Source organism: Streptococcus sp. 1643 (assembly GCF_006228325.1).
In the GTDB taxonomy this organism is placed as follows: Bacteria; Bacillota; Bacilli; order Lactobacillales; family Streptococcaceae; genus Streptococcus.
The window spans coordinates 69,100-91,357 of sequence record NZ_CP040231.1 but is presented as its reverse complement, the minus strand read 5'-3'; the positions used below and the strand labels follow the sequence as shown (position 1 = coordinate 91,357).

Genomic DNA, 22,258 nt, shown 5'->3' with positions numbered 1-22,258 from the left:
AATATGACTATAGTATAGCACTTAGAGATTGAAAGGGAAAACTTTTGAATATATGCAACACACAAAATGAGCAAAGAAACGATAGAACTTTTGTAACGATCTGAGAGTAGTCAAAAGTTCTATCGCTTAAATTTTCAAATTTTTTTCTTAGTTTGCAGATATTCAACAATCGGTTGTATTTCTGTAGTATTCAGCAGATTTGTTACAACCAAGCATCTCAAAAATATGGACAGCATCTTCCATCTTTTTCTGACCTTCCTTGACTCTACCTTGCTTGCTATCAAGAAGACCTTCAGCCCACAAATAGACAATTCGGAAATAGGTCTCATTTTCCTTGTAGAAATGCTCTTTGATGACACGTTTAAAATAAGAGGCATTGGTAAATTCTTCACACTCAATGCTGGCTAAAAAACCATTCAATAGCATAGTATGAAAAAGGTTTCGATTACTAGACATTTCCATTAGAAAATCGGATTTGCGGACCATTTCTCGTACATATCTAGTAAAAAGAGAAACAGACAAGAACGAAGAACTGACTGAGAACAAATTGAGTTCATAGATTCCCCAAATCTCAGTAGAAAACAAGTAGTCATGAAGGACTTTCCCTTCCTCTGCCGTTAACTCAACCATTTCATCCATACTCTTCATATAAGACTTGATAATGATGGCATTTAGAATATGTTTCTGTTTGTTTTGAGAATGGGCATGCTTTTGATACTCCTTGCGATATAAGTCCTCAAGAGGTGCTATATTCTTTAAATCCAAAACATCTGTGATTTCTTTTCTCAACTCCGAATCTGTATCATACTGAAAACCTCTCGCCAGAAAGAGGATTTCCTCTACACTAGCAGATATATTTTCTAGGGCAAATAGAAACTTTTCCACCGAAAGCTCACTCTGACCTGTTTCAAATCGGGACAACATAGACGGAGAAAATTGTCCCCCAGTTGCTTGTCTCAGCGAGATATTTCTTGACTCTCGTAATTGTCTAAAGACTTTTCCAATCTGCTCCATAGACTTCCCCTTGATTCCGTATTTTCTTCATTTTATCATATTTTTCAGAAAATTCATCAAAAACTTGCCAAATTGTCAGAATTATGAGAAAATAGAGGATATTTATCAGGTGGAGGGACTGTAATGAGAGAGGATATCAAAATTAATGACCGTGCTTTGGCCTTGCAAGACCAAATTATCGAAAAACTAGAGAAGGTTTTTGATACAGATGTGGAATTGGATGTGTATAATCTAGGGCTGATTTATGAAATCAATCTGGATGAAACAGGTCTCTGCAAGATTGTCATGACTTTCACTGATACTGCCTGCGATTGTGCCGAAAGCTTGCCTATCGAAATCGTCGCAGGTCTGAAACAAATCGAGGGTATCGAAGATGTTAAGGTTGAAGTTACCTGGTCGCCTGCCTGGAAGATCACACGAATCAGTCGCTACGGACGCATTGCCCTTGGACTGCCACCTCGTTAATGAGGCAAATCACTTTTGAAGATAAAAAGAAGCAAGCCGAAGATGGCTTGCTTTTTGATACTCAATGAAAATCAAAGAGCAAACTAGGAAACTAGCCGCAGGCTGTACTTGAGTACGGCAAGGCGACGTTGACGTGGTTTGAAGAGATTTTCGAAGAGTATGAGTTTATTTTTTACCTGACTTGTCCATATTCCAGAAGTCTGTCACGGCTCCACGTGAAGCAGATGATACGATATGGGCATATTTACCGAGTACACCACGGCTATAAAGTGGTGGCAAGGTTGTTTCTGCCTTGCGTTTTTCAAGTTCTTCTTCGGATACGGCCATGGAAATTTCTTTGGTATCTTGGTCAACCGTAACGATATCACCTGTACGGAGGTAGGCAATTGGTCCACCATCCTGAGCTTCAGGAGCAATATGTCCGACAACCAGACCATAAGTACCACCTGAGAAACGGCCATCCGTCAAGAGGGCAACCTTGTCTCCTTGACCTTTACCAACGATCATGGATGAAAGTGACAGCATCTCAGGCATACCAGGACCACCCTTAGGTCCAACGAAACGGACAACGACTACATCGCCATCAACGATTTCATCTGTCAAGACAGCCTGAATAGCATCTTCTTCTGAGTCAAAGACCTTAGCCGGTCCAACGTGACGACGAACTTTAACACCTGATACTTTAGCAACCGCGCCATCAGGGGCAAGGTTCCCGTTCAAGATGATAAGTGGACCGTCCGCACGTTTTGGATTTTCCAATGGCATGATGACTTTTTGACCTGGTGTAAGGTCTGCAAAGTCAGCCAAGTTTTCAGCGACTGTCTTACCAGTACATGTAATGCGGTCGCCATGAAGGAAACCATTTGCCAAGAGATATTTCATAACAGCAGGCACACCACCGACTTCGTAGAGGTCTTGGAAGACATACTGACCAGATGGTTTCAAGTCGGCCAAGTGAGGCACACGTTCTTGGATCGTATTGAAGTCCTCAAGTGACAAGTCAACATTAGCCGCATGGGCAATGGCAAGCAAGTGAAGAGTGGCATTTGTAGAACCACCAAGAGCCATCGTTACAGTGATGGCATCTTCAAAGGCTTCACGAGTCAAGATATCTGATGGTTTGAGACCAAGTTCAAGCATTTTAACTACAGCTCGTCCTGCTGCTTCGATATCTTCTTTCTTGTCAGCTGATTCAGCTGGGTGAGATGAAGATCCTGGCAAACTCATACCGAGAACTTCGATAGCAGTCGCCATGGTATTAGCAGTATACATACCGCCACAGCCACCAGGGCCAGGGCAGGCATTACATTCGAGACGTTTCACGTCCTCAGCTGTCATATCACCGTGGTTCCATTTTCCGATTCCTTCAAATACCGAAACCAAGTCAATGTCTTTGCCATCAAGATTTCCGGGTGCAATGGTTCCACCATAAGCGAAAATAGCTGGAATATCCATATTAGCAATGGCAATCATAGAACCAGGCATGTTCTTATCACAGCCACCGATAGCAACAAAGGCATCCACATTGTGACCACCCATCGCCGCCTCGATGGAGTCCGCGATGATATCACGAGATGTCAAAGAGAAGCGCATACCAGGCGTTCCCATGGCAATCCCGTCCGCTACGGTAATAGTACCAAACTGAACAGGCCAAGCACCTGCCGATTTAACACCTTCTTTCGCCAATTTCCCAAAATCATGCAAGTGAATATTACATGGTGTATTTTCCGCCCAAGTCGAAATCACTCCCACAATCGGTGTTTCAAAGTCCTTATCTGTCATACCAGTCGCACGAAGCATGGCACGGTTTGGTGATTTAACCATGCTGTCATAAATGCTACTGCGGTGACGTTTATCTAATTCAGTCATCTTATCCCTCCCATTTCAGTTTTTACTATTATAGCACATTTTAAAGGCAATGAACAGAAGAAAATTCTTGAATTTTCAGAAAATTTCGATTAATAACTTCTAATTTTTTCATCTTTTTTTGTCAAGTAACTTTACTTTACAAAAAAAATGTGTTATCCTAGTATGGTTGATGAAAATCACTAGATTGAATCGAATTTAAATACCTAAAGGAGAAATCAAAATGGCAGTACCTGCACGTCGCACTTCAAAAGCGAAGAAAAACAAACGTCGTACACACTACAAAGTAACAGCTCCATCTGTAAACTTTGACGAAACTACTGGAGATTACTCACGTTCTCACCGCGTATCACTTAAAGGATACTACAAAGGACGTAAAATCGCTAAAGCTGCATCAGCTGAATAATAGAAGGGAGATACCATGCGCGTAAATATTACACTTGAACACAAAGAATCTGGTGAACGCTTGTACCTTACTTCTAAAAACAAACGTAACACTCCAGACCGTCTTCAATTGAAGAAATACTCACCAAAACTTCGCAAACACGTTGTGTTCACCGAGGTTAAGTAAGCATTACTCAAAACGCCTTACTGGGCGTTTTTTGCTTTATTGGTTAGCGATCTATAATTTTTCAGGAGAGATTTATGGCATTTTATCTTTGGATGTTCCCTCTACTCTTTATCTTTCACGACATGGAAGAAATTATCGGTCTTGTCCCTTGGATTCATCTCAACGAAACCTTGCTGGCTCAAAAGGCTCCTGCTATTCTCAAGATTCACAAAGGAATTACAACAGAGGGATTTGCCCTTGCTGTTTTTGAGGAGTTTATTCTTGTCCTATCCATCACCTTATTAGCGTATTTTACTCAATCTAGAGCGCTCGAATTAGTTTGGTTAGGAGGATTTGTGGCCTTTGCACTCCATCTCTTGCTCCATATTGGACAATCAATTCTTCTCCGTAAGTATATCCCTGCTCTCATCACTTCTATCCTTTGTTTTCCTGTCAGTGCTTATTTGATTACAGACATCGTGCATTTGTGGCAGGTTTCGACTAGCGAATTTTTCCTATTTTCACTGGTCGGTTCAGGCATCGTCGTCATCAATCTCCTCTTTGCTCTCTGGCTCGGGAAAAAGTATTCCGCCTGGCTCATCCATTACCATTAACAAAAGTTCCTTGCAATTTCAATTTGCAGGGAATTTTTTATCCCCCTTCACAGTTAAGAAGTGTTCTATAGTTTTTTAAGAAAAAGCAAAAAGCCCACTGTTGTAGGCTTTCTGTAAGATATTTCTTAAAATTAAAGCATTTTGTTGTAGAATTCAACGACAAGTGCTTCGTTGATTTCTGGGTTGATTTCGTCGCGTTCTGGCAAGCGAGTCAATGAACCTTCCAATTTTTCAGCGTCGAATGATACGAATGCTGGACGTCCAAGAGTAGCTTCTACTGCTTCAAGGATTGCTGGAACTTTCAATGATTTTTCACGAACTGAGATCACTTGACCTGGAGTTACGCGGTATGATGGGATATCAACGCGTTTTCCGTCAACAAGGATGTGACCGTGGTTTACGAATTGACGAGCTTGACGACGAGTAGTCGCAAGGCCAAGACGGTAAACAACGTTATCCAAACGACGTTCCAAAAGAAGCATGAAGTTGAAACCTAGGATTCCGCCTTTGATTTTTGTAGCTTGTACGAACAAGTTACGGAATTGTTTTTCACCTACACCGTAAGTGAAGCGAAGTTTTTGTTTTTCAGCCAATTGCAAACCGTATTCTGACAATTTAGAACGGTTGTTTGGTCCGTGTTGTCCTGGTACGTAGTTACGACGTGCCAATTCTTTACCTGTACCTGTAAGTGAAAGGCCAAGGCGACGAGCTTGTTTCCAAGATGGTCCTGTATAACGTGACATTTGTATGTCCTCCTGATATAAATAATATTTCGGTGGAAATAGTCACTTAGAAAGCCCTGATTCGTGCAGATGCCCTTCGCCTAAACAGCCAAGGTTACTTGTCATAAGACACCTGTTGACGAGCTTCATGCTTTCCTGCTGCTATTTCACACAAAGGCTATTGTACCATGAAAAGCTAGATTTGTAAAGGGATTTTACGGCTTTATTTCAAATTAAGGCTGAATGTAAACTTGCTTCCTAAGCCATATTGACTTTCTGCTGTGATTTCGCCACCAAGCTGATGGGCTAGTTCTCGTGCGATCGCAAGACCTAAGCCATGCCCACCCGTCTTCATATTGCGCGAAGTTTCTACACGATAAAGTCGTTTAAAGATCTTTTCCAAATCTTCAGGAAGGATCCCCTGACCCTCGTCTTTCACACTGATTGTCAGCTCTTGTTCTGTTAATTGGGCAAGAACCTCGATTCTGGTTCCTGGTTCTGAATATTTAAAGGCATTGTTTAACAAATTAACCAAAATGCGAGAAAGTTTGTCAGAATGGCTCTTGATTTTCGCCAACTCAGGTGACACTTGAATGTAAACGTCTCGCTCCTCTTGTTCAATCTGGAGTTGAAATTCACTCATTGACTCAATCAACAGCTGATCTAAAAAGACCTCTTCGACTTCCTCATCAGTAGTTTCTTGAGGTTGTGTATTAAGAGTCAAAACATCCAATTCCTCCACTAGCTTGTTTAGACGCTCAGTTTGCCGACCAATCGTGGCTAAGTAGTGGAGCCGCTCCTCTTCCTTGATCACTCCATCTAGAATTCCCTCCACAGTAACCTGAATGGAGGTAATGGGAGTTTTAATATCGTGAGAGAGCTGCGCAATCATCATTCTCTTTTCTTGCTCGCTCTCATCAAGTGATTGAAAGGTGGCCTGCAAATTGTGGGACATGTCATTAAAAGCCTGGCCCAGTTCTTGAAATTCTAATGGGCCCTTGGTTTCAATTTCTGTGCTGAAATCCTTGCTTGCTATATCCTGAGCTTGTTTTTTCAAATGTTTCAGAGAAGAGAACACTGGCGACAAAAGAAAGATGCTCACTGCAGCGCCAATGAAACTAGCAATCAAGGTCATTCCAACTAGAAAGTAAACTTCACTTTTCTCAATCAACATTCGTTGGACTGCCCAGAAAACGACCAAAATCGTTAGTAGAGTCGACACTAGATACCCCACTAAAATATAGTTTTTTAATTTCATTTTCTACCTCTTGGCCTTTCCATCTTATAGCCCAAACCCCAGACAGTTTTGATAGCGGGAGCATTTGAATTCGTATACTTGGTCAACTCTTGCCTCAAAGCATGGATATGAACATTGAGTGTATTGGTATCATCCACATAGTCCTCTTGCCATACCTTCTCGTAAAGTTCCGTCTTTGAAAAGACTCTCTCGGGATTGCTGGCTAATATCCATAGAAGTTCAAAGGATTTTACTGTCAATTCCAAAGGTTGCTCCCCAATGCGAACCTCATGAGTCACATGGTTGATCACTAAGTCACCAAACTCAATCTGTTCTGTCTCTCTTCCACGGCTAAGGCGACGCAAGATATTATTCACTCTTAAAACCAATTCGCGTGGGCTAAAGGGTTTGACTATAAAATCATCTGCCCCCAAACTTAATCCATAAATCTTATCCTGTTCGCTTGTCTTAGCAGTTGTAAAGAGGAAGGGTTGATCCGGAGCGATATACTGAACTTCACTGATAAAATCATAACCGTCCATATTGGGCATCATGATATCTGTGATAATAAGATCGATAGATTTTTTTCTGAAAAGCTCTAATCCCTCCTTACCATCATGGGCGACCAAAACATCGTAACCTGCCTGTATAAGATAGCGGTTTTGAATATCTAGAATATCTATCTCATCATCAACCAGCAAAATTGTCTTTTTCATCTGACACTCCTTCGATAAGAACAGTGTTATACTTGCTTTAGTATAACACTATTTTCTCTAATGTTTAAGTGATTTGAATCTTAATCTTCTCGTTTGCTTGTCAAACCCAAAAGTCCAACAAGACCTGCCAAGGCTAGACCAAAGATACCAAGGCCAGCTGTAGCTGTTTGAGCTTCCCCAGTATTTGGTAGCATCGCTTTATCATCTTTTTTCATCATATTAGCCATTTGGCTAGAAGCTGGTTGATCGACCTTCATATCTGACATATGGTGATTTGTACCCATCATACCCTCAGTCGTACCTGTAGAGCCTGTTTCAGAAGGCTTCGTATTCATCTGACCTTGTTGAGATGGTATTGTCGCCATTTCTTTTCCACGAAGTCGAATCGTTACTTGACGAGTAGCAATCAGATTGGTCAAATCAGGTTTGCCATCTTTAGAGCCATAGACTTTAACAGTAGCTAGGTATGTATGTGTTCCGTTAGCTCGAAGTTGATCTAGAAGGGCTTGTCCTTCTTTGCCAACAGTATTGCCATTCAAATCCACTTCGTAGAAATATTGGCCTTTAGCCAAGCCTTCAAGTGGCAATAGAGCAGGATTTTTAGCTGTTCCGTTGTCTGACCATGGGGCTTTGTCTGAAGCTTTTAACAAGAGGCGAGTCAACATACCATCTCCACCAAAAGCTTCGTATGGAATAACTTGGTTGACACCGGCCAAGAATGGACCCGGAACATTTGCTTTTTCAAGGTAGCTAGCTGGAACATCAATCATGTCTTTGACATTGTTAACAACAGACTCTTTGACCTGATTTGGTGTAGTCAAACCATTCAAATTAACAGTCAAATCTTTAGTTGCTACCAGATTAGTTAAGTCAGGCTTGCCGTCTTTTGCACCGTACACTTTGATGGTTGCCTTATAGCTTTGTGTACCATTTTGTTTTAAGAGGTCAAGAAACTCTTTATCTGATTTTCCTTGGGTGCCTGCTAAATCCACTTCGTAGAAGTAAAGGCCTTTGCCCAATTTCTCTACCGGTGGGAGAGCGGGATTTTTAGCTGTTCCGTTGTCTGACCATGGAGCCTTATCAGAGGCTTTCAAGATCAGGCGAGTCAACATGCCGTCACCAGCGAAGAATTCGTATGGAATGACTTGATTGACACCAGCTGTAAATGGACCTGGGAAATTGGCTTTGTCAAGGTAGCTAGCCGGAACATCTACTGTATCTTTGGTGTTGTCAGCCACGCCTTTTTGCACTTCAGCTGGAGTGGTCAAACCATTCAAATTAACAGTCAAATCTTTAGTTGCTACCAGATTAGTTAAGTCAGGCTTGCCGTCTTTTGCACCGTACACTTTGATGGTTGCCTTATAGCTTTGTGTACCATTTTGTTTTAAGAGGTCAAGAAACTCTTTATCTGATTTTCCTTGGGTGCCTGCTAAATCCACTTCGTAGAAGTAAAGGCCTTTGCCCAATTTCTCTACCGGTGGGAGAGCGGGATTTTTAGCTGTTCCGTTGTCTGACCATGGAGTCTTGTCGGATGCTTTCAAGATAAGACGAGTCAACATGCCATCTCCAGCGAAGAATTCGTATGGAATAACTTGGTTGACACCAGCTGTAAATGGTCCTGGAAAATTGGCTTTGTCAAGGTAGCTAGCTGGGACATCTACTGTGTCTTTGGTGTTGTCAGCCACACCTTTTTGTACTTCAGCCGGGGTGGTCAAACCATTCAAGTTAACATCCAAATCTTTAGTCGCTACCAGATTAGTTAGGTCAGGTTTGCCGTCTTTTGCACCGTACACTTTGATGGTTGCCTTATAGCTTTGTGTACCATTTTGTTTTAAGAGGTCAAGAAACTCTTTATCTGATTTTCCTTGGGTGCCTGCTAAATCCACTTCGTAGAAGTAAAGGCCTTTGCCCAATTTCTCTACCGGTGGGAGAGCGGGATTTTTAGCTGTTCCGTTGTCTGACCATGGAGCCTTATCAGAGGCTTTCAAGATCAGGCGAGTCAACATGCCGTCACCAGCGAAGAATTCGTATGGAATGACTTGATTGACACCAGCTGTAAATGGACCTGGGAAATTAGCTCTATCCAAATAAGAAGCTGGGACATCTACTGTATCTTTGGTGTTGTCAGCCACACCTTTTTGTACTTCGGCTGGAGTAGTCGCTGGTTGCGCTTCACTGGCTTCACGGTCTTGTCCAGAAACTGTAGACGCAGGACTTTCCTCAGGTTTAACTACATCTTCTGTTTCTTTCTTAGAGTCAGGTTGTGCTTGCATTTCTTCTTTTGGTGCTACTACCGGGTCTTTAGCAGTTGCGTCCGCTTTCTCTGAAGAGCTGGTCGCATCTAAACTTGCTTTAGGTGCTGAGTCTGCTTGTTCTGAAGGAAGAGCTACATCGACTGCTTTTTTGAGAACCTCTGCTGGTAAGTCGCTCTTTTCACTCACCGAAGTAGCGTCTGGCACGACTTGGGCAGGAGTCGGATTGACGACATCAGCACGTGCAGAACTTGGTTGACCGACTAGGACAAAGAAGCCGCTAGCCACAACAACTGAAGCAACACCGACACTGAGACGGCGAATTGACCAACGAGTATATCTCTGATTTGGATTGAATTTCATAGGATTCTCCTTAGAGTTTTCTTTTTTTTGATGACTCTAGTATAATCTCCTAAAATTAAAAAGGATTAAGAAAAAGTTAAAATTTTTCTTAAATCCCTCTTATAAAATACTTATATTGACTCGTTAATTATTGGGATAGAGAGTACCCTTCCTCTCCTACTCACTCAGTTCAGCTAGGGTGTCCAGATGTTGGTTATTAATGACGGCCATGATGTAGGCATCTGCCTGCAAAAGGTCATTGGGTCCGAATTGGACATCCAGAGGAGCATTTTCGTAGGCACGAAAACCAAGTACGTTGAGGTTGTATCGCCCACGCAAATCCAACTGACTGAGGCTTTTACCTACCCATGATTGGGGGATTTTCATCTCGACAATCGATACATTCTTGTCCAGCTGAAAGACGTCTACGCTGTTATGAAAGAGAATAGTCTGCGCCAATGAGCGCCCCATTTCAAACTCTGGTGAGATGACTGCGTCTGCGCCAATTTTTTCTAGAACCTTTTTAGCTGTATGACTTTTGACCTTGGCAATAACAGTCGGCACTCCTAGACTCTTGCAGTGCATAACCGCGAGAACACTGGACTCCAGATTTTCACCCGTTGCGACAACTACGGTATCACAGGTGTCAATCCCTGCTGATAGAAGGAGTTCTTCATCCGTGATATCTCCAACTACTCCACGCGCCAGCACAGGTTCAAATTGATTAATGCGTTCCTCGTGGTCATCAATAGCGATGATATTCATGTTATGCTTGGCTAGGGCAGCCAAAACACTGCTCCCAAAAATTCCCAAGCCTAAAATTCCAATTGTCCGATCTGACATCGTTCTTCCTTTCTTATCCGATAGTGATATCTGCTTTCATATAGTGAATCGTATCTTTCTTGTCTGGCTGGTATTCCGCTACACTGACCAGTAATGTCAAGGGACCAATACGGCCAATAAACATCAACAACATAACGATGCTGAGGGCTATCTTGCCTAGCTCTGGTGTTAAATTTGCCGTCACCCCAACTGTCGCAAGGGCTGAAATGGTCTCAAACATGAGGTAAATAAAACGCGGATTCCCCTCTGCTGTTATCCCTAGCAGGATCAAGCCCAGCAAGAAGGTCAGCAAGAAGATAATAAAGACACTGAAAGATTTTTGCACGGTTCGGGGTTCAATGGTCCTCCGAGCCACATTGGCATGAGGCAAGCCCAATAGTTCGCTACGAGCGAAGACCAACAAGACAAAGAAGGTCGTAATCTTGAGCCCCCCTGCTGTCCCCCCAGGTGCCCCTCCCAGAAACATCTGTAGGATATAGATGAACAAGGTCACCGGTCGAGCCTGGGTGTAGTCAATGGAAGCAAAGCCTGCCGTTCTCATACTGACGGTCTGGAAGAAACTAACCAGCAATTTCTCTGGAGCGCTGAGATTTCCAATCGTCCCAGGATTGTTCCACTCGATGAACAAAGTCGATACGGTTCCAAAGAGCAGAATTCCCGCCGTTAAAAAGAGAACCAACTTGGTATGGAAACGCAGGCGGCGTTTTTTCTTTTTCCCAAACTGGGTTGCTAGGTCAAACCAGACCATAAATCCTAGGCCACCAGTGATAATCAAACCTGCAATCACTAGATTGATCAAGGGGTCCGTTTGAAAAGCTAGCAAACTCGTACTTCCAAAATTATCAAATCCAGCATTACAGAAGGCTGAAACAGCCAAAAAGATAGAGGTTAACACCCCTCGTCCCCAGCCAAATTCAGGAATGAAGCGGAAACTCAGGAGAAAGGCACCAATCCCTTCCACCAAAAAAGTCGTCAGAAAGATCGAGCGGATGAAATCCTTTAGAGACTGGGTTTCTCCATAACCAAAACTTTCTTGAATGGTCTCACGGCCACGAAGACTGAGCTTTTGCTTGCCTTGGATATAAAAGATTCCGATAAAGGTCATAAGCCCCAAACCGCCAATCTGGATCAAGAGCATACAGATCAACTGGCCCCATATATTATAAGTAGAGGCCACTGGCAGGGTGAAGAGCCCTGTCACACATACCATGGACACCGTTGTAAAGAGATGATCAAAGTAGGTCGCTTGTGACGTTGCTGCTTGCACAAAGGGAAGACTTAAAAGGAGCGAACCCAAGAAGATAACTAGGGCAAAACTTAAAAAGATACGACGGGCTGGTGATAATCGAACCAGAGTCGTCTTGATTTTTTCCAAAAAAGATTTGAATAACATAGCTACATTGTACCATAAAAACAGTAAGAGCACTCACATGTGATGCACAATAGCAAGACAGAGTTCAAGCGCCTTATCAAAAGCTTCTGAACCCCAGTCACGACTGTCGTAGTTATCTAGATCCGTCAAGGAATCTGCGGTAAAGAGCAGTTCTCCCCAGACAACTCCACGTAGCTGAGCTACTGCTGCAAGAGCAGAGCACTCCATCTCCACAACAGCACAGCCTTTCTTCCTTGCGATAGGCAACCTTTTCAGCTGTCTCTCGGTAAAAACCATCTGTCGTCCAGGTCATAACTTCCTCATAAGGAATGCCTCTTTGTTCCAAGACTTGCTCAATGGCAGAGACAGCCTCAATCTGCATCTCCATATAACGAGAAGGCGCTACATAATGGTAGCTGGTCCCCTCATCTCGCAAAGCGCGAACAGGGATGAGAAAGGCATTCTCCTCTATATCGGCTAGGACGCCACAGGTACCAGTGGAAATGATTTGCTCCACACCATAACCAATCAACCAATCCATAAACTGGGCCGCTGGGGCTGAGCCTACGGGCGCCTGGGCCAGACAGATCTCCTCGCCCTTGTAGTTGAGGACGTAGACTGGATACGTCTTGGTGGCCGAAACGAACTCACCAACACAGTCCGCCCCTACTTCCTTAGCGTAGCGGTCAATCTCTTCCTCCAAAAACGCATAGATGCACTTCTTTGGCAACTTTAAGTCCAATCCCTCATGTGTTGGCATAAGGACCGCCTGGGGATTGTCATCAAACTCCAAAATGGGAATCGCATGTTTCTGAATCATAACCCACCTCCTCTAATTTTGTACTATTGTATCAAAAGCTGACGGAGTGTCAAGGAGTTGACTTTAGCAAGCCAGAAAACTCTTCTTCCATACATTTAAGAAATCGTTGCACTGCTGGAGAGGTCGGTTTCTGTTTTGGCAAAGTGATTGAGGACTATCACCAAAATACCAAATTCAATAATAAAAAAGCACAAATCTGCATCAGGTAATGTATACCCTTTTATATTATCTTGTACAAGAAGCCAAACCAATAGAATCTAGCCTCCATTTTGTCTAGGCCTACTCTATTTCCACAAACCACCTAAAATCTGTTTTTCTAATAAGTCTAGGTCTTCTTCCTTTATTTCTCCGTTGTCACTAACGATATAAAGCTGAGCGAAGTAAGCCAACAATGGACCAACACAAATACGAACCATTTGAGGAATCGTTAACTCTGGATTTACACGTGGATCTGCTAGCAATTCCTTATGAAGCACTCGAAGTTTATCTTGAATAGCACTCCAGATAAAAATCTGTTCATTTTTTAGTTTCTTATTTGAAAAACTCTCCTGCAGAATGATTTTCATCAAAGCACGATTTTTTTTGAGATAGCTCATACGATCATGGACGAGATAACGAACCCTCTCTTCTGTCGTTTCAAAAGCTAAGAGTTCCTCCAAAAAACTACCGAAAATGCCTGGGACTACAGGATGTAAAATAGCCGTCAGTAAATCATCCTTCGTCTTAAAATACTTAAACAAAGTTGCCTGGCTTAGTCCAGCACGCTCAGCTATGTGAAGAGTTGAGGTCCCATGGTAACTCCTGGTTGATATGAGATCCACTGCTGCCTGCATGATTTTTTTCTTTCCTTGAGGGTAATTCGCTTCTTCTAAGTAATCTTCAAACGATTCAAAAACAGTCTTATCCATCTAATCTTCACACCTTTTTAGCATTATTTATGTTGATTTCTAAACTTTACGATAACGACGCAATCCAACAATATTAAGAATTGTTAAAATGATCAAGAAAACCATTAAAACACCAAGATTTGACAAAATATCACCAAGATTGTGCCCGTAAAGAATAATCTGGCTTATTGCATCACCAGAATAGGTTAATGGCAAAAATTTCCCCACAGTTAGAGCCCATTCTCCCATGGATGACAATGGAATAATTCCTGAGAAAAAAAGTTGGGGCATAATCACGAGAGGAATAAATTGCATCATTTGGAATTCTGATTTTGCTAGAGTAGACAAGAAAATTCCAAAAGCTAGTGCTACAAGAGCCAGTACCACATTAACTATTATAACATTTAAAATACTTCCTACAACTTCTACATCTAGTAGCCAAATTGCTGCTAAAACGACAACTGCCGTTTGAAAAATCGCAATAATACCGTAAGACAACATATAGCCATAGACGATTTCAGATCGTTTCACTGGTGTTGCTAACAAACGTTCTAGTGTTCCACTGGTGCGCTCTTTCAAAAGCGCCATACCTGAAATCAAAAAGACAAAGAAGAAAACTACAAAACCTATCAAAACCGGAATCATACTGGTAAAGAAGCTTGTATTTTCATCTCCATACTGGTAAGACTCCTTGATTTCTGGTGTTTTTGCGTCCGAGCCCAATTGTGGAAGAGCTTGTTTAACACGAGATACTAACTGATCGGTGCCTTCACTGGCGATACTCGTTCGTAACACTTGTCGTATCATAGATGTTTTGGAGGCGTCTGTGTTTGCGTAGTCGACCTGATACTCACCGTTTTTATAAGAAATCACAGCATCGACTTTTTCATTTGCTAGCGCTTCTTTGGCCTGATCTAAGTCTTGATAAGTCTCGATGTCCACATGATCAAGCTCATCCATTTTCGTTACCAAACCAGTTGGTAGATCTTGTGTCGCTAACTTGACATTCACGGTTGTACTAGCTGAAAACATGAGGTTCATCAACCACATGATAAAAACAGGTGCTATAAACATCAGGGCTAGAGTTCGTTTGTCACGAAGTAATTCTTTGATGACTTTTTTTGCAATCGCTATTGTTCTCATTTTACTCACCTTCTGCTTTTAAAAATACTTCTTCAATACTTGAAGCTTGATAACTTTCTTTTAAGTGTTGCGGTGTATCAAAAGCAATGATTTTTCCGCCTAATAATAAGCTGACCTTATCCGTCAACTCTGCTTCATCCATAACATGGGTAGTAACTAATATCCCAACCCCTTTGTCTCTAAGCGCGAATAATTCTTTCCAGATTTTCTTTCGAAGAGAAGGGTCGATTCCAACTGTCGGTTCGTCCAAAATCAAGAGTTGAGGATTTCCTAAAAGCGCGATAGCCAGTGACAAACGCCGTTTCATTCCTCCAGAATAACCAGATACCGCCTTGTTTAAGTAGTCTGTCAGATCTACTACTTGAGCTATATAAGCAATTTCCGCCTTCAGGTCTTTTTTAGAAAGCCCCTTTAGCTGACCAAAAAATTCCAGATTTTCTTGGCCTGACAAGGTCTCGTATAAAGCATCTGATTGGGCCATATAGCCAATATCTCCTAAAATATAGCGATTGGGCATAGTGTGATTTAACACTAAAGCTACGCCTCCATCAGCCTTTTCCATTCCTAACGTAGTCTTAATCATAGTTGATTTACCAGCACCAGACGGACCAATTAAGCCTATAATTTCTCCTGGCTGCAATTCAAAGCTGACATGATTCAGAACTATTTGATGGTCAAAAGATTTTACTAAATCTTGTAAATGTAGTAATGTTTTCATTTACTTCCTCCTTGGTGAGTGATTACTCACTTGCTAAATATAAGCCTATTGTAGTGAGTAATCACTCACTTGTCAAGAAAAAATCTGAATTTTTTTAAAAATAAAGCACCAGATATTATTATCTGATGCTTATAATGGATAGCTATTGCTTTTAGAGCTGTTTCTAAATCTCTTCTCGATACTCTGAAATGGTCTTTCCTGTCCACTTTTTAAAGGCCTATTCTTCCTCTGCTTTTCTCAGCCAATCCTACCATCGTCATTGCTATCGCAACTCTAATGACCTTGGCGATGGAAATTCATTTTACTCATTTTTATATGAAACAGACTAAGAAATTTTCAAGACCTAATTGGGAGTTGTTTTAGCTACAATCCATCTCTCAAACACAAAAACTCTCCCTTCTCTTTCGAGAAAGGAGATTCTTTTTTATCCTTGTCCGCCAGGGGCTGGACCGCCGCCTTGAGGGCCTCCATTTGGTCCTCCGCCTCTAGGCATAGAGTTGACGATTTCCGTTTGTTTTTCGCCGTTGAGATAGATATCTCCACCTGTGTAGGTCGCAGTTCCATCAAAGTCAAAACCTGTTTGACCAGTCATTTTAATGGTTCCGCCTGTAACTGTGATATTGCCGTTTGAGTCGATTGGGTCTGTGTCTCCTTGACCGACTTCTACTGTCAGGTTCCCACCGTTCATGGTGAAGAAGATTTCACTCTGTTGGGCGTTTTTATTAGCTGCATTGACTCCATCATCTGTCGAATAGATGCTAATGTCCCCACCGTTGATAGTGATTGACTTACCTTCAAGTCCTTCTGTCGAATTCTTGACGGTGTAGGTACCACTATCGATAACCAGGTCTCCAGAAGCGTGGATGCCATCATCTCCTGCTGTGACGGTGATGTTGTTGTTGGATAGGTACATGGTTCCGACTGAAGTATCCTCGTCATTGTCCACCTTTACGCCATCTTCCTTGGCATCGATAGTCATGGTCGTACCAGTGATGTTGAGTTCATCATTGACATTAAAGGCATCGCCAACTGCTGTGATGTTATAGGTTCCACCCGTGATGTGGAGGGTGTCGTTGGCCTTGATACCATTGTTCTTCTTGCCATCTACATTGAGAGTTCCTTTCCCGTTGATGGTCAAATCCACCTTAGAAAAGAGAGCTGCGTCTGCTTTTTCGTCGCTGTTAGAGCTTGAGTCAGAGAGACTGTTGGTGGTTCCCTCTGCTAGAGTCAAGTAGACATGGTCAGCTGATGTCGCAGAAATTGCTGCATTGGTATTGGTCATGGTCGCACCTTTTAGGACTAGGTGAACATCTGCCGACTTATCTGCCTCGACCTTGATCTGCACCCCATCAGACTGACCTGAAATCACATAGGTTCCAGATTTTGTGATGGTCACTGTTGATTCAGAGACTGTCACCCCATCTCCAGAGACGTTTGCAGATGAGCCAGATAGCTCAATTTTAGAAGCTGTGCTTTCGTCATAAGAGGTATCATTGTCCTTATCTGTAAAATAGGATGATTGGTTTGTCTTTGTTGCAGTTGTTGTGGCACTATTTGTCGTTGCATTGGTATTGGATGTAGTTGTTGACTGGGCACATGCTGCCATCAGCATCATTGCCGTTAAACTCGTTACGAGTAGGGTCCATTTTTTTGATTTCATACCTTTTTCCTCTCCTTCGTATGATATAGCTAGACAGTCTACAGAAGATTCCTGAAACAAAACTAAAACTTTTCTGAAAGTTTCCTTAAATTCAGTTTCGCTTAGTATTCTTTTGAAAGGGCTACTAGAAACAATTTGGGAGTACTAAAATGCATTTAATAGTCTTTAAAAGCAACATCCCCAAGTGCGATGTCACTCTAACTCAAAAAGCCAAAAAAGAAAAATCTATAAGACTAAGATAAAGATTATAAAAAGAACAGCCCAAGCTGTTCTTTTTAGTTTTCTTTTATTGGGATTTCCTTGATAACACGCGCAGGATTCCCACCTAGGACAACATTGTCTCCAAAGGACTTGGTGATCACGGCTCCTGCTCCAGCAACGACGTTATTGCCCAGTGTCACTCCAGGAAGGACAATGACGCCACCTCCAGCCCAGAAATTATCTCCAATGGTGATGGGCTTGCCATATTCGACCCCTGAATTGCGTTCATGTGGATCCAGTGGATGGAGTGGGGTTAAAAACTGACAGTTGGGGCCAAGCATAGCGTTGTTCCCAATGCGAATCGGACAAACATCCAGCATAGTCAAGTTCCAATTAGAATAAAAATTTTCCCCTAGATGGATATTAACTCCATAATCGACCACCAGGCGTGGATTGACATAGAGATTTTGCCCAGTTGAACCAAACCAACTTTTGATAATCTCCGCCCCTTTCAAGGGATCTAACTCCTGGTTGAAATCCGCCTGCTTCTGACGTGCTGTCTGAGCCAAGGTCCGCAACTCGGGATCAAACGGATGATAGGGCCCCCCTGCTATCATTTTCTGGTATTCGCTAGCCATCTTATCACCTCACACTTACTTTGGACCCATCATATCAAAAAGCCTTTGAAAGGTCAAGAATAGCCTGCTTTCTAAACTCTCAAAACCAATCCCATCCCAAGTCAAAACAACTTGCTTGACAAAAGCTTGACTTCATGGTTTAATATACCCCATAAGGGTATATCGGAGGTGCCTATGTTTCACTTATTTACAAAAATTGACAGTATTTCTACCAGCGAGTTAGAAGCTAAACTCAGAGAACCGATTCAGCTACTAGATGTTCGGACGCCTATGGAATTCCGTAGAGGTCATATCAAAAATGCCAAGAATGTCCCTCTATCCGAAATCGGATCTTATGCACCAGCGACAAAAGAAATACTCTATGTCATTTGTCATTCTGGTGTGCGAAGCAAACTAGCTGCGAAGAAGCTAAAGAAAAAAGGCTACGATGTCATCAATGTCCGAGGCGGTATGAGCGCTTGGACAGGTAAAGTCATCTAGAAGCATAAAATGGGCTACGCAGCCTTGAACCTTATCGAAGGTCTGAGCGACCATATCCAATGGTGTCCGCTCGAAGACGATCTGACTAAGGGTAAAAATCCCTAGATATACGGACAAGTGGCGAATTTCAGGGGGCGACCCAAGGTCGATACCATTCATATCCCCCTAAACAAACTATGGGAGAACTTGGATGAACCAGACGCCTACATCAGCGTTTTGCGCAGCTAGATCACAGAGCGTATCCTCCAGCGGCAGGAATTGCCATCCAAAACCTTGATGGCGCTTATTCACAATATAAAATGTCTAATCCAGAAGGAGTCAAATATGGAAACGAGTATCAGCATGGCTGATTTTTATGAAAAATACCTAAATGAAAATCTAAACCTTATCGATGTACGTGAAGAGCACGAATTCCAAGCAGGACATGCACCAGGTGCCAAAAATCTGCCTTTAAGTACCTTGGAGCAAGGTTACAAAGAACTCAAACCTGACCAGGAATATCATGTCATCTGTCAAGGTGGAGTCCGTTCCGCATCTGCTTGTGAATTTCTAAGCGCCCAAGGCATCACCGTTATCAATGTAGAAGGTGGTATGAATGCTTGGCCCGGTCAAGTAAAATAAGCAAAAAACCGATTAAGTTCCTTAATCGGTTTTTTCATTTCTGCAACCCACTGATATAGGGCTCGTAGCCCGCCGCTTCTAAAAAACGAAACACATTGATGGTATCTAAAAAGAGGTTGCTCATTGGTATTGGGGGAACTCATCCGTTTGTCCGACATGATTTCTTTATCGAAATAGACTTAAATACCTTTGTCTGCATTGTTTATCAATAGCAAATTAGTTTATTTCCGTTTAATCAGGTATCGGATGGCCTTTTCTAGGCGTTCCTTTTGAGCCTCGGGGTCGTCTAGTGGTTGGTTGATACAGCCTGTGAGATTTTCAGTAATTATCATCTCAATCACGCGCTCAACGCTAGATTTCACTGCTGTCAACTGCGTAACAATATCTGCGCAGTCGCGATCTTCTTCAATCATCTTTTGAATCCCACGCAACTGACCCTCTGAACGCTTCAGGCGTGTTATATACTTTAAGTTTGTCATTGATTTATCCTTGGTCACTTTTTCTTCATTATATCTCGAATAAGGGGCTTTGTCAAAATTCACTTCCTGTCTGTATTTGTGGGAGGCAACCTTTTCTCTGTATCAGAAAGAAAAGATTGGTGAGCAAGAAAATGGAAAAGAGACTCTGTCCTCCTTGAAACTCGATGGGAAGTAAAGTTTCCTATTAACCAACTGACTTTTATGCCTTATATCTTGGACAAAAAGGCTAGGATCACTATCCCATAGACCAGGACTAGAGCCAGCCCAAATCCGATACCAAACCACTTGTAAAACTTGTCCATGCCGCTGTAACGTTCGACATAGGCCCTGGTCGGCTTGTCTGGATCATACCAGACCGTCAGCTCCGAATGAAGGGGGAAATGGGTCTGCATCAATCGTTTGAAGGAAACAAAGGAGTTGCTGTAGCGAGTGATCGAAGACGCTAGCATATCTTCTCTTGTATAATCATTTGAAACTTTAGTAGGACCCCACGGAGTCGTGACCGTTTTGAACATAAAATACTGCAAGGTTTTCTTATAAGCAATCCCATCCACCGTGTATTCGACGATAGGTGGATACCCCTCACGAAAACGGCTATAGCCGATAACCGTTCCCTGTACGGATGACTTGGCAAGGCGGACCAACATCTGATCCCGAAGATAGAGGAAAAGAAAGGTCCCACACACAAATACAAAAGATAGGAAGATGACGATGGTCCCAACTATCAAACCAATCACTTCTTTATTCATATGAACTCCTCCTGTTATTCCATAGAGTAAAATCTCAAAGAAGGAACTCGTTCAGAAACGACATCGAATCCCTCGAGTCTACTCTTCGGATTTTTCTTTTGACTGTTTTTCTCTCAAATCTTTCACAGATTTTGATATGATATCTCTCACCTGTTCGTCAGTAAGTCCTGGAATCTGGTAATAAGGGCTGTTGGACTCGCTTTTTGACGGTTTTGTTCCTGAACTTTCGGTTTTAGAACTTTGTTCAGTCGAAGACGAGGATTTCGACTCTGAGGAACTGGATTCTTTGGTCTTAGAAGAGCTGGACGACTCAGACTCAGAAGGCTTGGACGTTTCAGACGTTTTAGAATCAACCTTAGAAGGCTTGTTTACTTGGTCATTCGGCTGTTTCACAGGTTTATAGAATAGCCCAAAAGACAACAGCAAGGCCATCAAGATCCCAATACCAGCCAAGGTTCTTTTATTGGCTTCAGGCGAAGGAACCTTTACTCCCGTTGTACTGAGTATTTTCCATTCTGGATGCTCTTTTTCTATGGCTTTTTTCTGTCTCCTAAGAGGACCAAGTAGAAAATGATTAAAGGGCACAATCGTTACCATAGCCACCGTTACAAGTGGGACATAATTGGAATGACTTGATACCAGTAGAACATCGAGTATAGCGAGAAGAATGAAGAGGAAACGCCCCACAAACTTACGAATTTGATGCTCTTTTTTAATCTGCAAATATCTCTCTTGTGACATTATGTGAATTACCTCACCTCTTTAACAAATAAGCAAGCACTACAACGGCGTAGACCATAATTAACAATATAGCACTACCGACGCCTAATAATTTATAAAGTTTGTTGATTCCACAGTATCGTTCCACATAAGCCCTTTTTGGTTTTTCAGGATCATACCATACCGTCATCTTCGAATAGACTGGGAAATGCGTTCGCATTAAGTTATTAAACGATATAAAAGAATTACGATAAAAGGTTAGTGAATTTGCCAACATATCCTCTCTTGTAAAGTTATCAGATGTACTTATAGGCCCCCATGGAAGCGAAACCGTTCTGATTATAAAATACCGTAATGGTTTGCTATAAGTAGTTCCGTCAACCGTATATTCAACAATCGGAGGATTCCCAGTCTGAAAATTACTATAGCCCACAACCGTTCCCTTAACAGACGATTTGGCAAGACGTACCATCTTTTTATCCCGAAAATAAAGGTAGAGATATGTACCAGATAAAAAGATCAAGGATAAAAGAATGACGATGGTAGCAAATAAAAATAAAATGGTTTCTGTTGTCATATTCAACTCCTATCTTATTCTACGCTCTTCACATCGGACATTGAAAGTGTCATCTTAGATGGATCTGACATCGAGTCAACAAGCTCCAATTGTTCTGAATTAAGTGGTAACAAAATTAACGTGGTTGTGTAAGAAGGTAGCTCACCACTATCCTTGATAGTATAGCTGATCTTTTGATTATCAAAAATGGCCTTGCCATCATAGGACCAGCTCAGTGAAAACTCCAAATCTTTTTTGATATCTACGTCAGTTTTATTGACGAGCATTAGTGCTGCCCTACTATCTGAAACTGCTCCTGTAAAGTAGATAGCCATACTTCCCTTACTTCCAATTTCTGGATGTTCTTTGGTCAATTTTTTACCAAGTTCAATTAAATCTGACGTTTGGCCTTCATATTGTGGTGCTACTACAAATTTCAATTCTTTCTCTTTGTTTACAACTATCTCACGTGTACTTTTCTCTGTTCCCCCTGCTTCCTTTCCATTAGAGCAAGCTCCAAGAAGCAATAACAGGATGACGACAACTAACTTCTTCATTTTTTCCTCCCTATTTAAAATTCAATGTCAAATATC

The 22,258-nt window shown here is 42.1% G+C and carries 24 protein-coding genes and 3 pseudogenes; 8 read left to right on the top strand and 19 right to left on the bottom strand.

Translation table 11 applies throughout. The features are described 5' to 3' along the window. Window positions 1-162: 162 nt before the first annotated feature. Window positions 163-1,014 (bottom strand): helix-turn-helix domain-containing protein, encoded by an 852-nt coding sequence (locus FD735_RS00520; RefSeq protein WP_139658240.1) that lies wholly within the window; start codon window positions 1,012-1,014, stop codon window positions 163-165. A gap of 123 nt (window positions 1,015-1,137) precedes the next feature. Between FD735_RS00520 and FD735_RS00510 the strand changes: the two genes are divergently transcribed. Continuing rightward, window positions 1,138-1,479: a metal-sulfur cluster assembly factor gene (locus tag FD735_RS00510; RefSeq protein ID WP_001206380.1), complete on the top strand. Its 342-nt coding sequence runs from the start codon at window positions 1,138-1,140 to the stop codon at window positions 1,477-1,479. A 165-nt stretch (window positions 1,480-1,644) separates the two neighbouring features. Here FD735_RS00510 and ilvD read toward each other — a convergent pair whose 3' ends face one another. Next, the gene (gene ilvD / locus FD735_RS00505; RefSeq protein WP_000137343.1) at window positions 1,645-3,348 is read right to left on the bottom strand and encodes a dihydroxy-acid dehydratase; all 1,704 of its coding nucleotides are present in this window, start codon (window positions 3,346-3,348) and stop codon (window positions 1,645-1,647) included. Between the two features lie 220 nt (window positions 3,349-3,568). Here ilvD and rpmF point away from each other — a divergent pair, with 220 nt between their 5' ends. From rpmF to FD735_RS00490, 3 genes are all read left to right on the top strand, one after another. Beyond that, window positions 3,569-3,751: a 50S ribosomal protein L32 gene (gene rpmF / locus FD735_RS00500; protein ID WP_000290417.1), complete on the top strand. Its 183-nt coding sequence runs from the start codon at window positions 3,569-3,571 to the stop codon at window positions 3,749-3,751. A gap of 15 nt (window positions 3,752-3,766) precedes the next feature. Further along, complete coding sequence (rpmG, locus tag FD735_RS00495; protein ID WP_001265622.1) at window positions 3,767-3,916, top strand: 50S ribosomal protein L33; 150 nt, start codon at window positions 3,767-3,769, stop codon at window positions 3,914-3,916. 74 nt (window positions 3,917-3,990) lie between these two features. Beyond that, window positions 3,991-4,509 (top strand): HXXEE domain-containing protein, encoded by a 519-nt coding sequence (locus tag FD735_RS00490; RefSeq protein ID WP_139658239.1) that lies wholly within the window; start codon window positions 3,991-3,993, stop codon window positions 4,507-4,509. Between the two features lie 131 nt (window positions 4,510-4,640). On the opposite strand, the gene rpsD is transcribed toward FD735_RS00490, so the two are convergent. The 10 genes and pseudogenes from rpsD to FD735_RS00435 form a co-directional block, all read right to left on the bottom strand. Continuing rightward, window positions 4,641-5,252, bottom strand: a complete 612-nt coding sequence (gene rpsD, locus FD735_RS00485; protein ID WP_000092756.1) for a 30S ribosomal protein S4 — start codon at window positions 5,250-5,252, stop codon at window positions 4,641-4,643. Window positions 5,253-5,454: 202 nt separating this feature from the next. Beyond that, a complete protein-coding gene (locus FD735_RS00480) occupies window positions 5,455-6,489 on the bottom strand; it encodes a cell wall metabolism sensor histidine kinase WalK (RefSeq protein ID WP_139658238.1) in 1,035 nt (344 codons plus the stop codon). Next, the gene (locus FD735_RS00475) at window positions 6,486-7,184 is read right to left on the bottom strand and encodes a response regulator transcription factor (RefSeq protein ID WP_000751229.1); all 699 of its coding nucleotides are present in this window, start codon (window positions 7,182-7,184) and stop codon (window positions 6,486-6,488) included. Before FD735_RS00475 ends, FD735_RS00480 begins: the two co-directional genes overlap by 4 nt. An 80-nt stretch (window positions 7,185-7,264) precedes the next feature. After that, window positions 7,265-9,799 (bottom strand): SSURE domain-containing protein, encoded by a 2,535-nt coding sequence (locus FD735_RS00470; RefSeq protein ID WP_139658237.1) that lies wholly within the window; start codon window positions 9,797-9,799, stop codon window positions 7,265-7,267. A gap of 156 nt (window positions 9,800-9,955) precedes the next feature. Continuing rightward, complete coding sequence (locus FD735_RS00465; protein ID WP_070800227.1) at window positions 9,956-10,621, bottom strand: TrkA family potassium uptake protein; 666 nt, start codon at window positions 10,619-10,621, stop codon at window positions 9,956-9,958. Between the two features lie 13 nt (window positions 10,622-10,634). Continuing rightward, on the bottom strand, window positions 10,635-12,014 hold the full coding sequence (locus FD735_RS00460; protein ID WP_139658236.1) for a TrkH family potassium uptake protein: 1,380 nt from the start codon (window positions 12,012-12,014) through the stop codon (window positions 10,635-10,637). Window positions 12,015-12,047: 33 nt separating this feature from the next. Beyond that, window positions 12,048-12,696, bottom strand: a pseudogene (locus FD735_RS00455) (nucleoside phosphorylase). 401 nt (window positions 12,697-13,097) lie between these two features. Further along, window positions 13,098-13,721, bottom strand: coding sequence for a TetR/AcrR family transcriptional regulator (locus FD735_RS00445; protein ID WP_139658235.1), 624 nt, complete (start codon window positions 13,719-13,721; stop codon window positions 13,098-13,100). A gap of 39 nt (window positions 13,722-13,760) precedes the next feature. Then, on the bottom strand, window positions 13,761-14,843 hold the full coding sequence (locus tag FD735_RS00440) for an ABC transporter permease (RefSeq protein ID WP_139658234.1): 1,083 nt from the start codon (window positions 14,841-14,843) through the stop codon (window positions 13,761-13,763). Window position 14,844: 1 nt separating this feature from the next. Next, window positions 14,845-15,561 carry an ABC transporter ATP-binding protein gene (locus FD735_RS00435; RefSeq protein ID WP_139658233.1) on the bottom strand — a complete coding sequence of 239 codons (717 nt, stop codon included), beginning with the start codon at window positions 15,559-15,561 and terminating at the stop codon, window positions 14,845-14,847. Window positions 15,562-15,789: 228 nt separating this feature from the next. Between FD735_RS00435 and FD735_RS10015 the strand changes: the two are divergent. Then, window positions 15,790-15,924 (top strand): annotated as a pseudogene (locus FD735_RS10015) (low temperature requirement protein A); the annotation flags it as partial. Window positions 15,925-15,985: 61 nt separating this feature from the next. Here the strand turns inward: FD735_RS10015 and FD735_RS00425 are convergent. Then, entirely contained in the window at window positions 15,986-17,221 is a 1,236-nt protein-coding gene (locus FD735_RS00425; protein ID WP_139658232.1) for a carbohydrate-binding domain-containing protein, read from the bottom strand. Window positions 17,222-17,496: 275 nt separating this feature from the next. Then, on the bottom strand, window positions 17,497-18,060 hold the full coding sequence (locus FD735_RS00420; protein WP_139658231.1) for a sugar O-acetyltransferase: 564 nt from the start codon (window positions 18,058-18,060) through the stop codon (window positions 17,497-17,499). A gap of 174 nt (window positions 18,061-18,234) precedes the next feature. Here FD735_RS00420 and FD735_RS00415 point away from each other — a divergent pair, with 174 nt between their 5' ends. From FD735_RS00415 to FD735_RS00410, 3 genes and pseudogenes are all read left to right on the top strand, one after another. Continuing rightward, window positions 18,235-18,540, top strand: a complete 306-nt coding sequence (locus FD735_RS00415) for a rhodanese-like domain-containing protein (RefSeq protein WP_139658230.1) — start codon at window positions 18,235-18,237, stop codon at window positions 18,538-18,540. Window positions 18,541-18,543: 3 nt separating this feature from the next. Further along, a pseudogene (locus FD735_RS09865) lies at window positions 18,544-18,890 on the top strand (CoA-disulfide reductase); the annotation flags it as partial. Continuing rightward, window positions 18,865-19,161 (top strand): rhodanese-like domain-containing protein, encoded by a 297-nt coding sequence (locus FD735_RS00410; RefSeq protein WP_139658229.1) that lies wholly within the window; start codon window positions 18,865-18,867, stop codon window positions 19,159-19,161. The pseudogene FD735_RS09865 and the gene FD735_RS00410, both read left to right, overlap by 26 nt. Window positions 19,162-19,382: 221 nt before the next feature. On the opposite strand, the gene FD735_RS00405 is transcribed toward FD735_RS00410, so the two are convergent. The 5 genes from FD735_RS00405 to FD735_RS00385 form a co-directional block, all read right to left on the bottom strand. Next, a complete protein-coding gene (locus FD735_RS00405) occupies window positions 19,383-19,640 on the bottom strand; it encodes a metal-sensitive transcriptional regulator (protein ID WP_139658228.1) in 258 nt (85 codons plus the stop codon). A gap of 206 nt (window positions 19,641-19,846) precedes the next feature. Beyond that, on the bottom strand, window positions 19,847-20,389 hold the full coding sequence (locus FD735_RS00400) for a DUF3592 domain-containing protein (RefSeq protein ID WP_139658227.1): 543 nt from the start codon (window positions 20,387-20,389) through the stop codon (window positions 19,847-19,849). A 78-nt stretch (window positions 20,390-20,467) separates the two neighbouring features. Next, on the bottom strand, window positions 20,468-21,130 hold the full coding sequence (locus FD735_RS00395) for a hypothetical protein (RefSeq protein ID WP_139658226.1): 663 nt from the start codon (window positions 21,128-21,130) through the stop codon (window positions 20,468-20,470). 13 nt (window positions 21,131-21,143) lie between these two features. Further along, a complete protein-coding gene (locus tag FD735_RS00390) occupies window positions 21,144-21,686 on the bottom strand; it encodes a hypothetical protein (protein ID WP_139658225.1) in 543 nt (180 codons plus the stop codon). A 14-nt stretch (window positions 21,687-21,700) separates the two neighbouring features. After that, the gene (locus tag FD735_RS00385) at window positions 21,701-22,222 is read right to left on the bottom strand and encodes a hypothetical protein (RefSeq protein ID WP_139658224.1); all 522 of its coding nucleotides are present in this window, start codon (window positions 22,220-22,222) and stop codon (window positions 21,701-21,703) included. Window positions 22,223-22,258 lie beyond the last annotated feature (36 nt).

What these genes read in the sequence shown, in the direction of transcription:
- FD735_RS00520 (WP_139658240.1), bottom strand. Translation starts at nt 1,014, where the DNA reads ATGGAGCAGATTGGAAAAGTCTTTAGACAATTACGAGAGTCAAGAAAT.
- FD735_RS00510 (WP_001206380.1), top strand. Translation starts at nt 1,138, where the DNA reads ATGAGAGAGGATATCAAAATTAATGACCGTGCTTTGGCCTTGCAAGAC.
- ilvD (WP_000137343.1), bottom strand. Translation starts at nt 3,348, where the DNA reads ATGACTGAATTAGATAAACGTCACCGCAGTAGCATTTATGACAGCATG.
- rpmF (WP_000290417.1), top strand. Translation starts at nt 3,569, where the DNA reads ATGGCAGTACCTGCACGTCGCACTTCAAAAGCGAAGAAAAACAAACGT.
- rpmG (WP_001265622.1), top strand. Translation starts at nt 3,767, where the DNA reads ATGCGCGTAAATATTACACTTGAACACAAAGAATCTGGTGAACGCTTG.
- FD735_RS00490 (WP_139658239.1), top strand. Translation starts at nt 3,991, where the DNA reads ATGGCATTTTATCTTTGGATGTTCCCTCTACTCTTTATCTTTCACGAC.
- rpsD (WP_000092756.1), bottom strand. Translation starts at nt 5,252, where the DNA reads ATGTCACGTTATACAGGACCATCTTGGAAACAAGCTCGTCGCCTTGGC.
- FD735_RS00480 (WP_139658238.1), bottom strand. Translation starts at nt 6,489, where the DNA reads ATGAAATTAAAAAACTATATTTTAGTGGGGTATCTAGTGTCGACTCTA.
- FD735_RS00475 (WP_000751229.1), bottom strand. Translation starts at nt 7,184, where the DNA reads ATGAAAAAGACAATTTTGCTGGTTGATGATGAGATAGATATTCTAGAT.
- FD735_RS00470 (WP_139658237.1), bottom strand. Translation starts at nt 9,799, where the DNA reads ATGAAATTCAATCCAAATCAGAGATATACTCGTTGGTCAATTCGCCGT.
- FD735_RS00465 (WP_070800227.1), bottom strand. Translation starts at nt 10,621, where the DNA reads ATGTCAGATCGGACAATTGGAATTTTAGGCTTGGGAATTTTTGGGAGC.
- FD735_RS00460 (WP_139658236.1), bottom strand. Translation starts at nt 12,014, where the DNA reads ATGTTATTCAAATCTTTTTTGGAAAAAATCAAGACGACTCTGGTTCGA.
- FD735_RS00445 (WP_139658235.1), bottom strand. Translation starts at nt 13,721, where the DNA reads ATGGATAAGACTGTTTTTGAATCGTTTGAAGATTACTTAGAAGAAGCG.
- FD735_RS00440 (WP_139658234.1), bottom strand. Translation starts at nt 14,843, where the DNA reads ATGAGAACAATAGCGATTGCAAAAAAAGTCATCAAAGAATTACTTCGT.
- FD735_RS00435 (WP_139658233.1), bottom strand. Translation starts at nt 15,561, where the DNA reads ATGAAAACATTACTACATTTACAAGATTTAGTAAAATCTTTTGACCAT.
- FD735_RS00425 (WP_139658232.1), bottom strand. Translation starts at nt 17,221, where the DNA reads ATGAAATCAAAAAAATGGACCCTACTCGTAACGAGTTTAACGGCAATG.
- FD735_RS00420 (WP_139658231.1), bottom strand. Translation starts at nt 18,060, where the DNA reads ATGGCTAGCGAATACCAGAAAATGATAGCAGGGGGGCCCTATCATCCG.
- FD735_RS00415 (WP_139658230.1), top strand. Translation starts at nt 18,235, where the DNA reads ATGTTTCACTTATTTACAAAAATTGACAGTATTTCTACCAGCGAGTTA.
- FD735_RS00410 (WP_139658229.1), top strand. Translation starts at nt 18,865, where the DNA reads ATGGAAACGAGTATCAGCATGGCTGATTTTTATGAAAAATACCTAAAT.
- FD735_RS00405 (WP_139658228.1), bottom strand. Translation starts at nt 19,640, where the DNA reads ATGACAAACTTAAAGTATATAACACGCCTGAAGCGTTCAGAGGGTCAG.
- FD735_RS00400 (WP_139658227.1), bottom strand. Translation starts at nt 20,389, where the DNA reads ATGAATAAAGAAGTGATTGGTTTGATAGTTGGGACCATCGTCATCTTC.
- FD735_RS00395 (WP_139658226.1), bottom strand. Translation starts at nt 21,130, where the DNA reads ATGTCACAAGAGAGATATTTGCAGATTAAAAAAGAGCATCAAATTCGT.
- FD735_RS00390 (WP_139658225.1), bottom strand. Translation starts at nt 21,686, where the DNA reads ATGACAACAGAAACCATTTTATTTTTATTTGCTACCATCGTCATTCTT.
- FD735_RS00385 (WP_139658224.1), bottom strand. Translation starts at nt 22,222, where the DNA reads ATGAAGAAGTTAGTTGTCGTCATCCTGTTATTGCTTCTTGGAGCTTGC.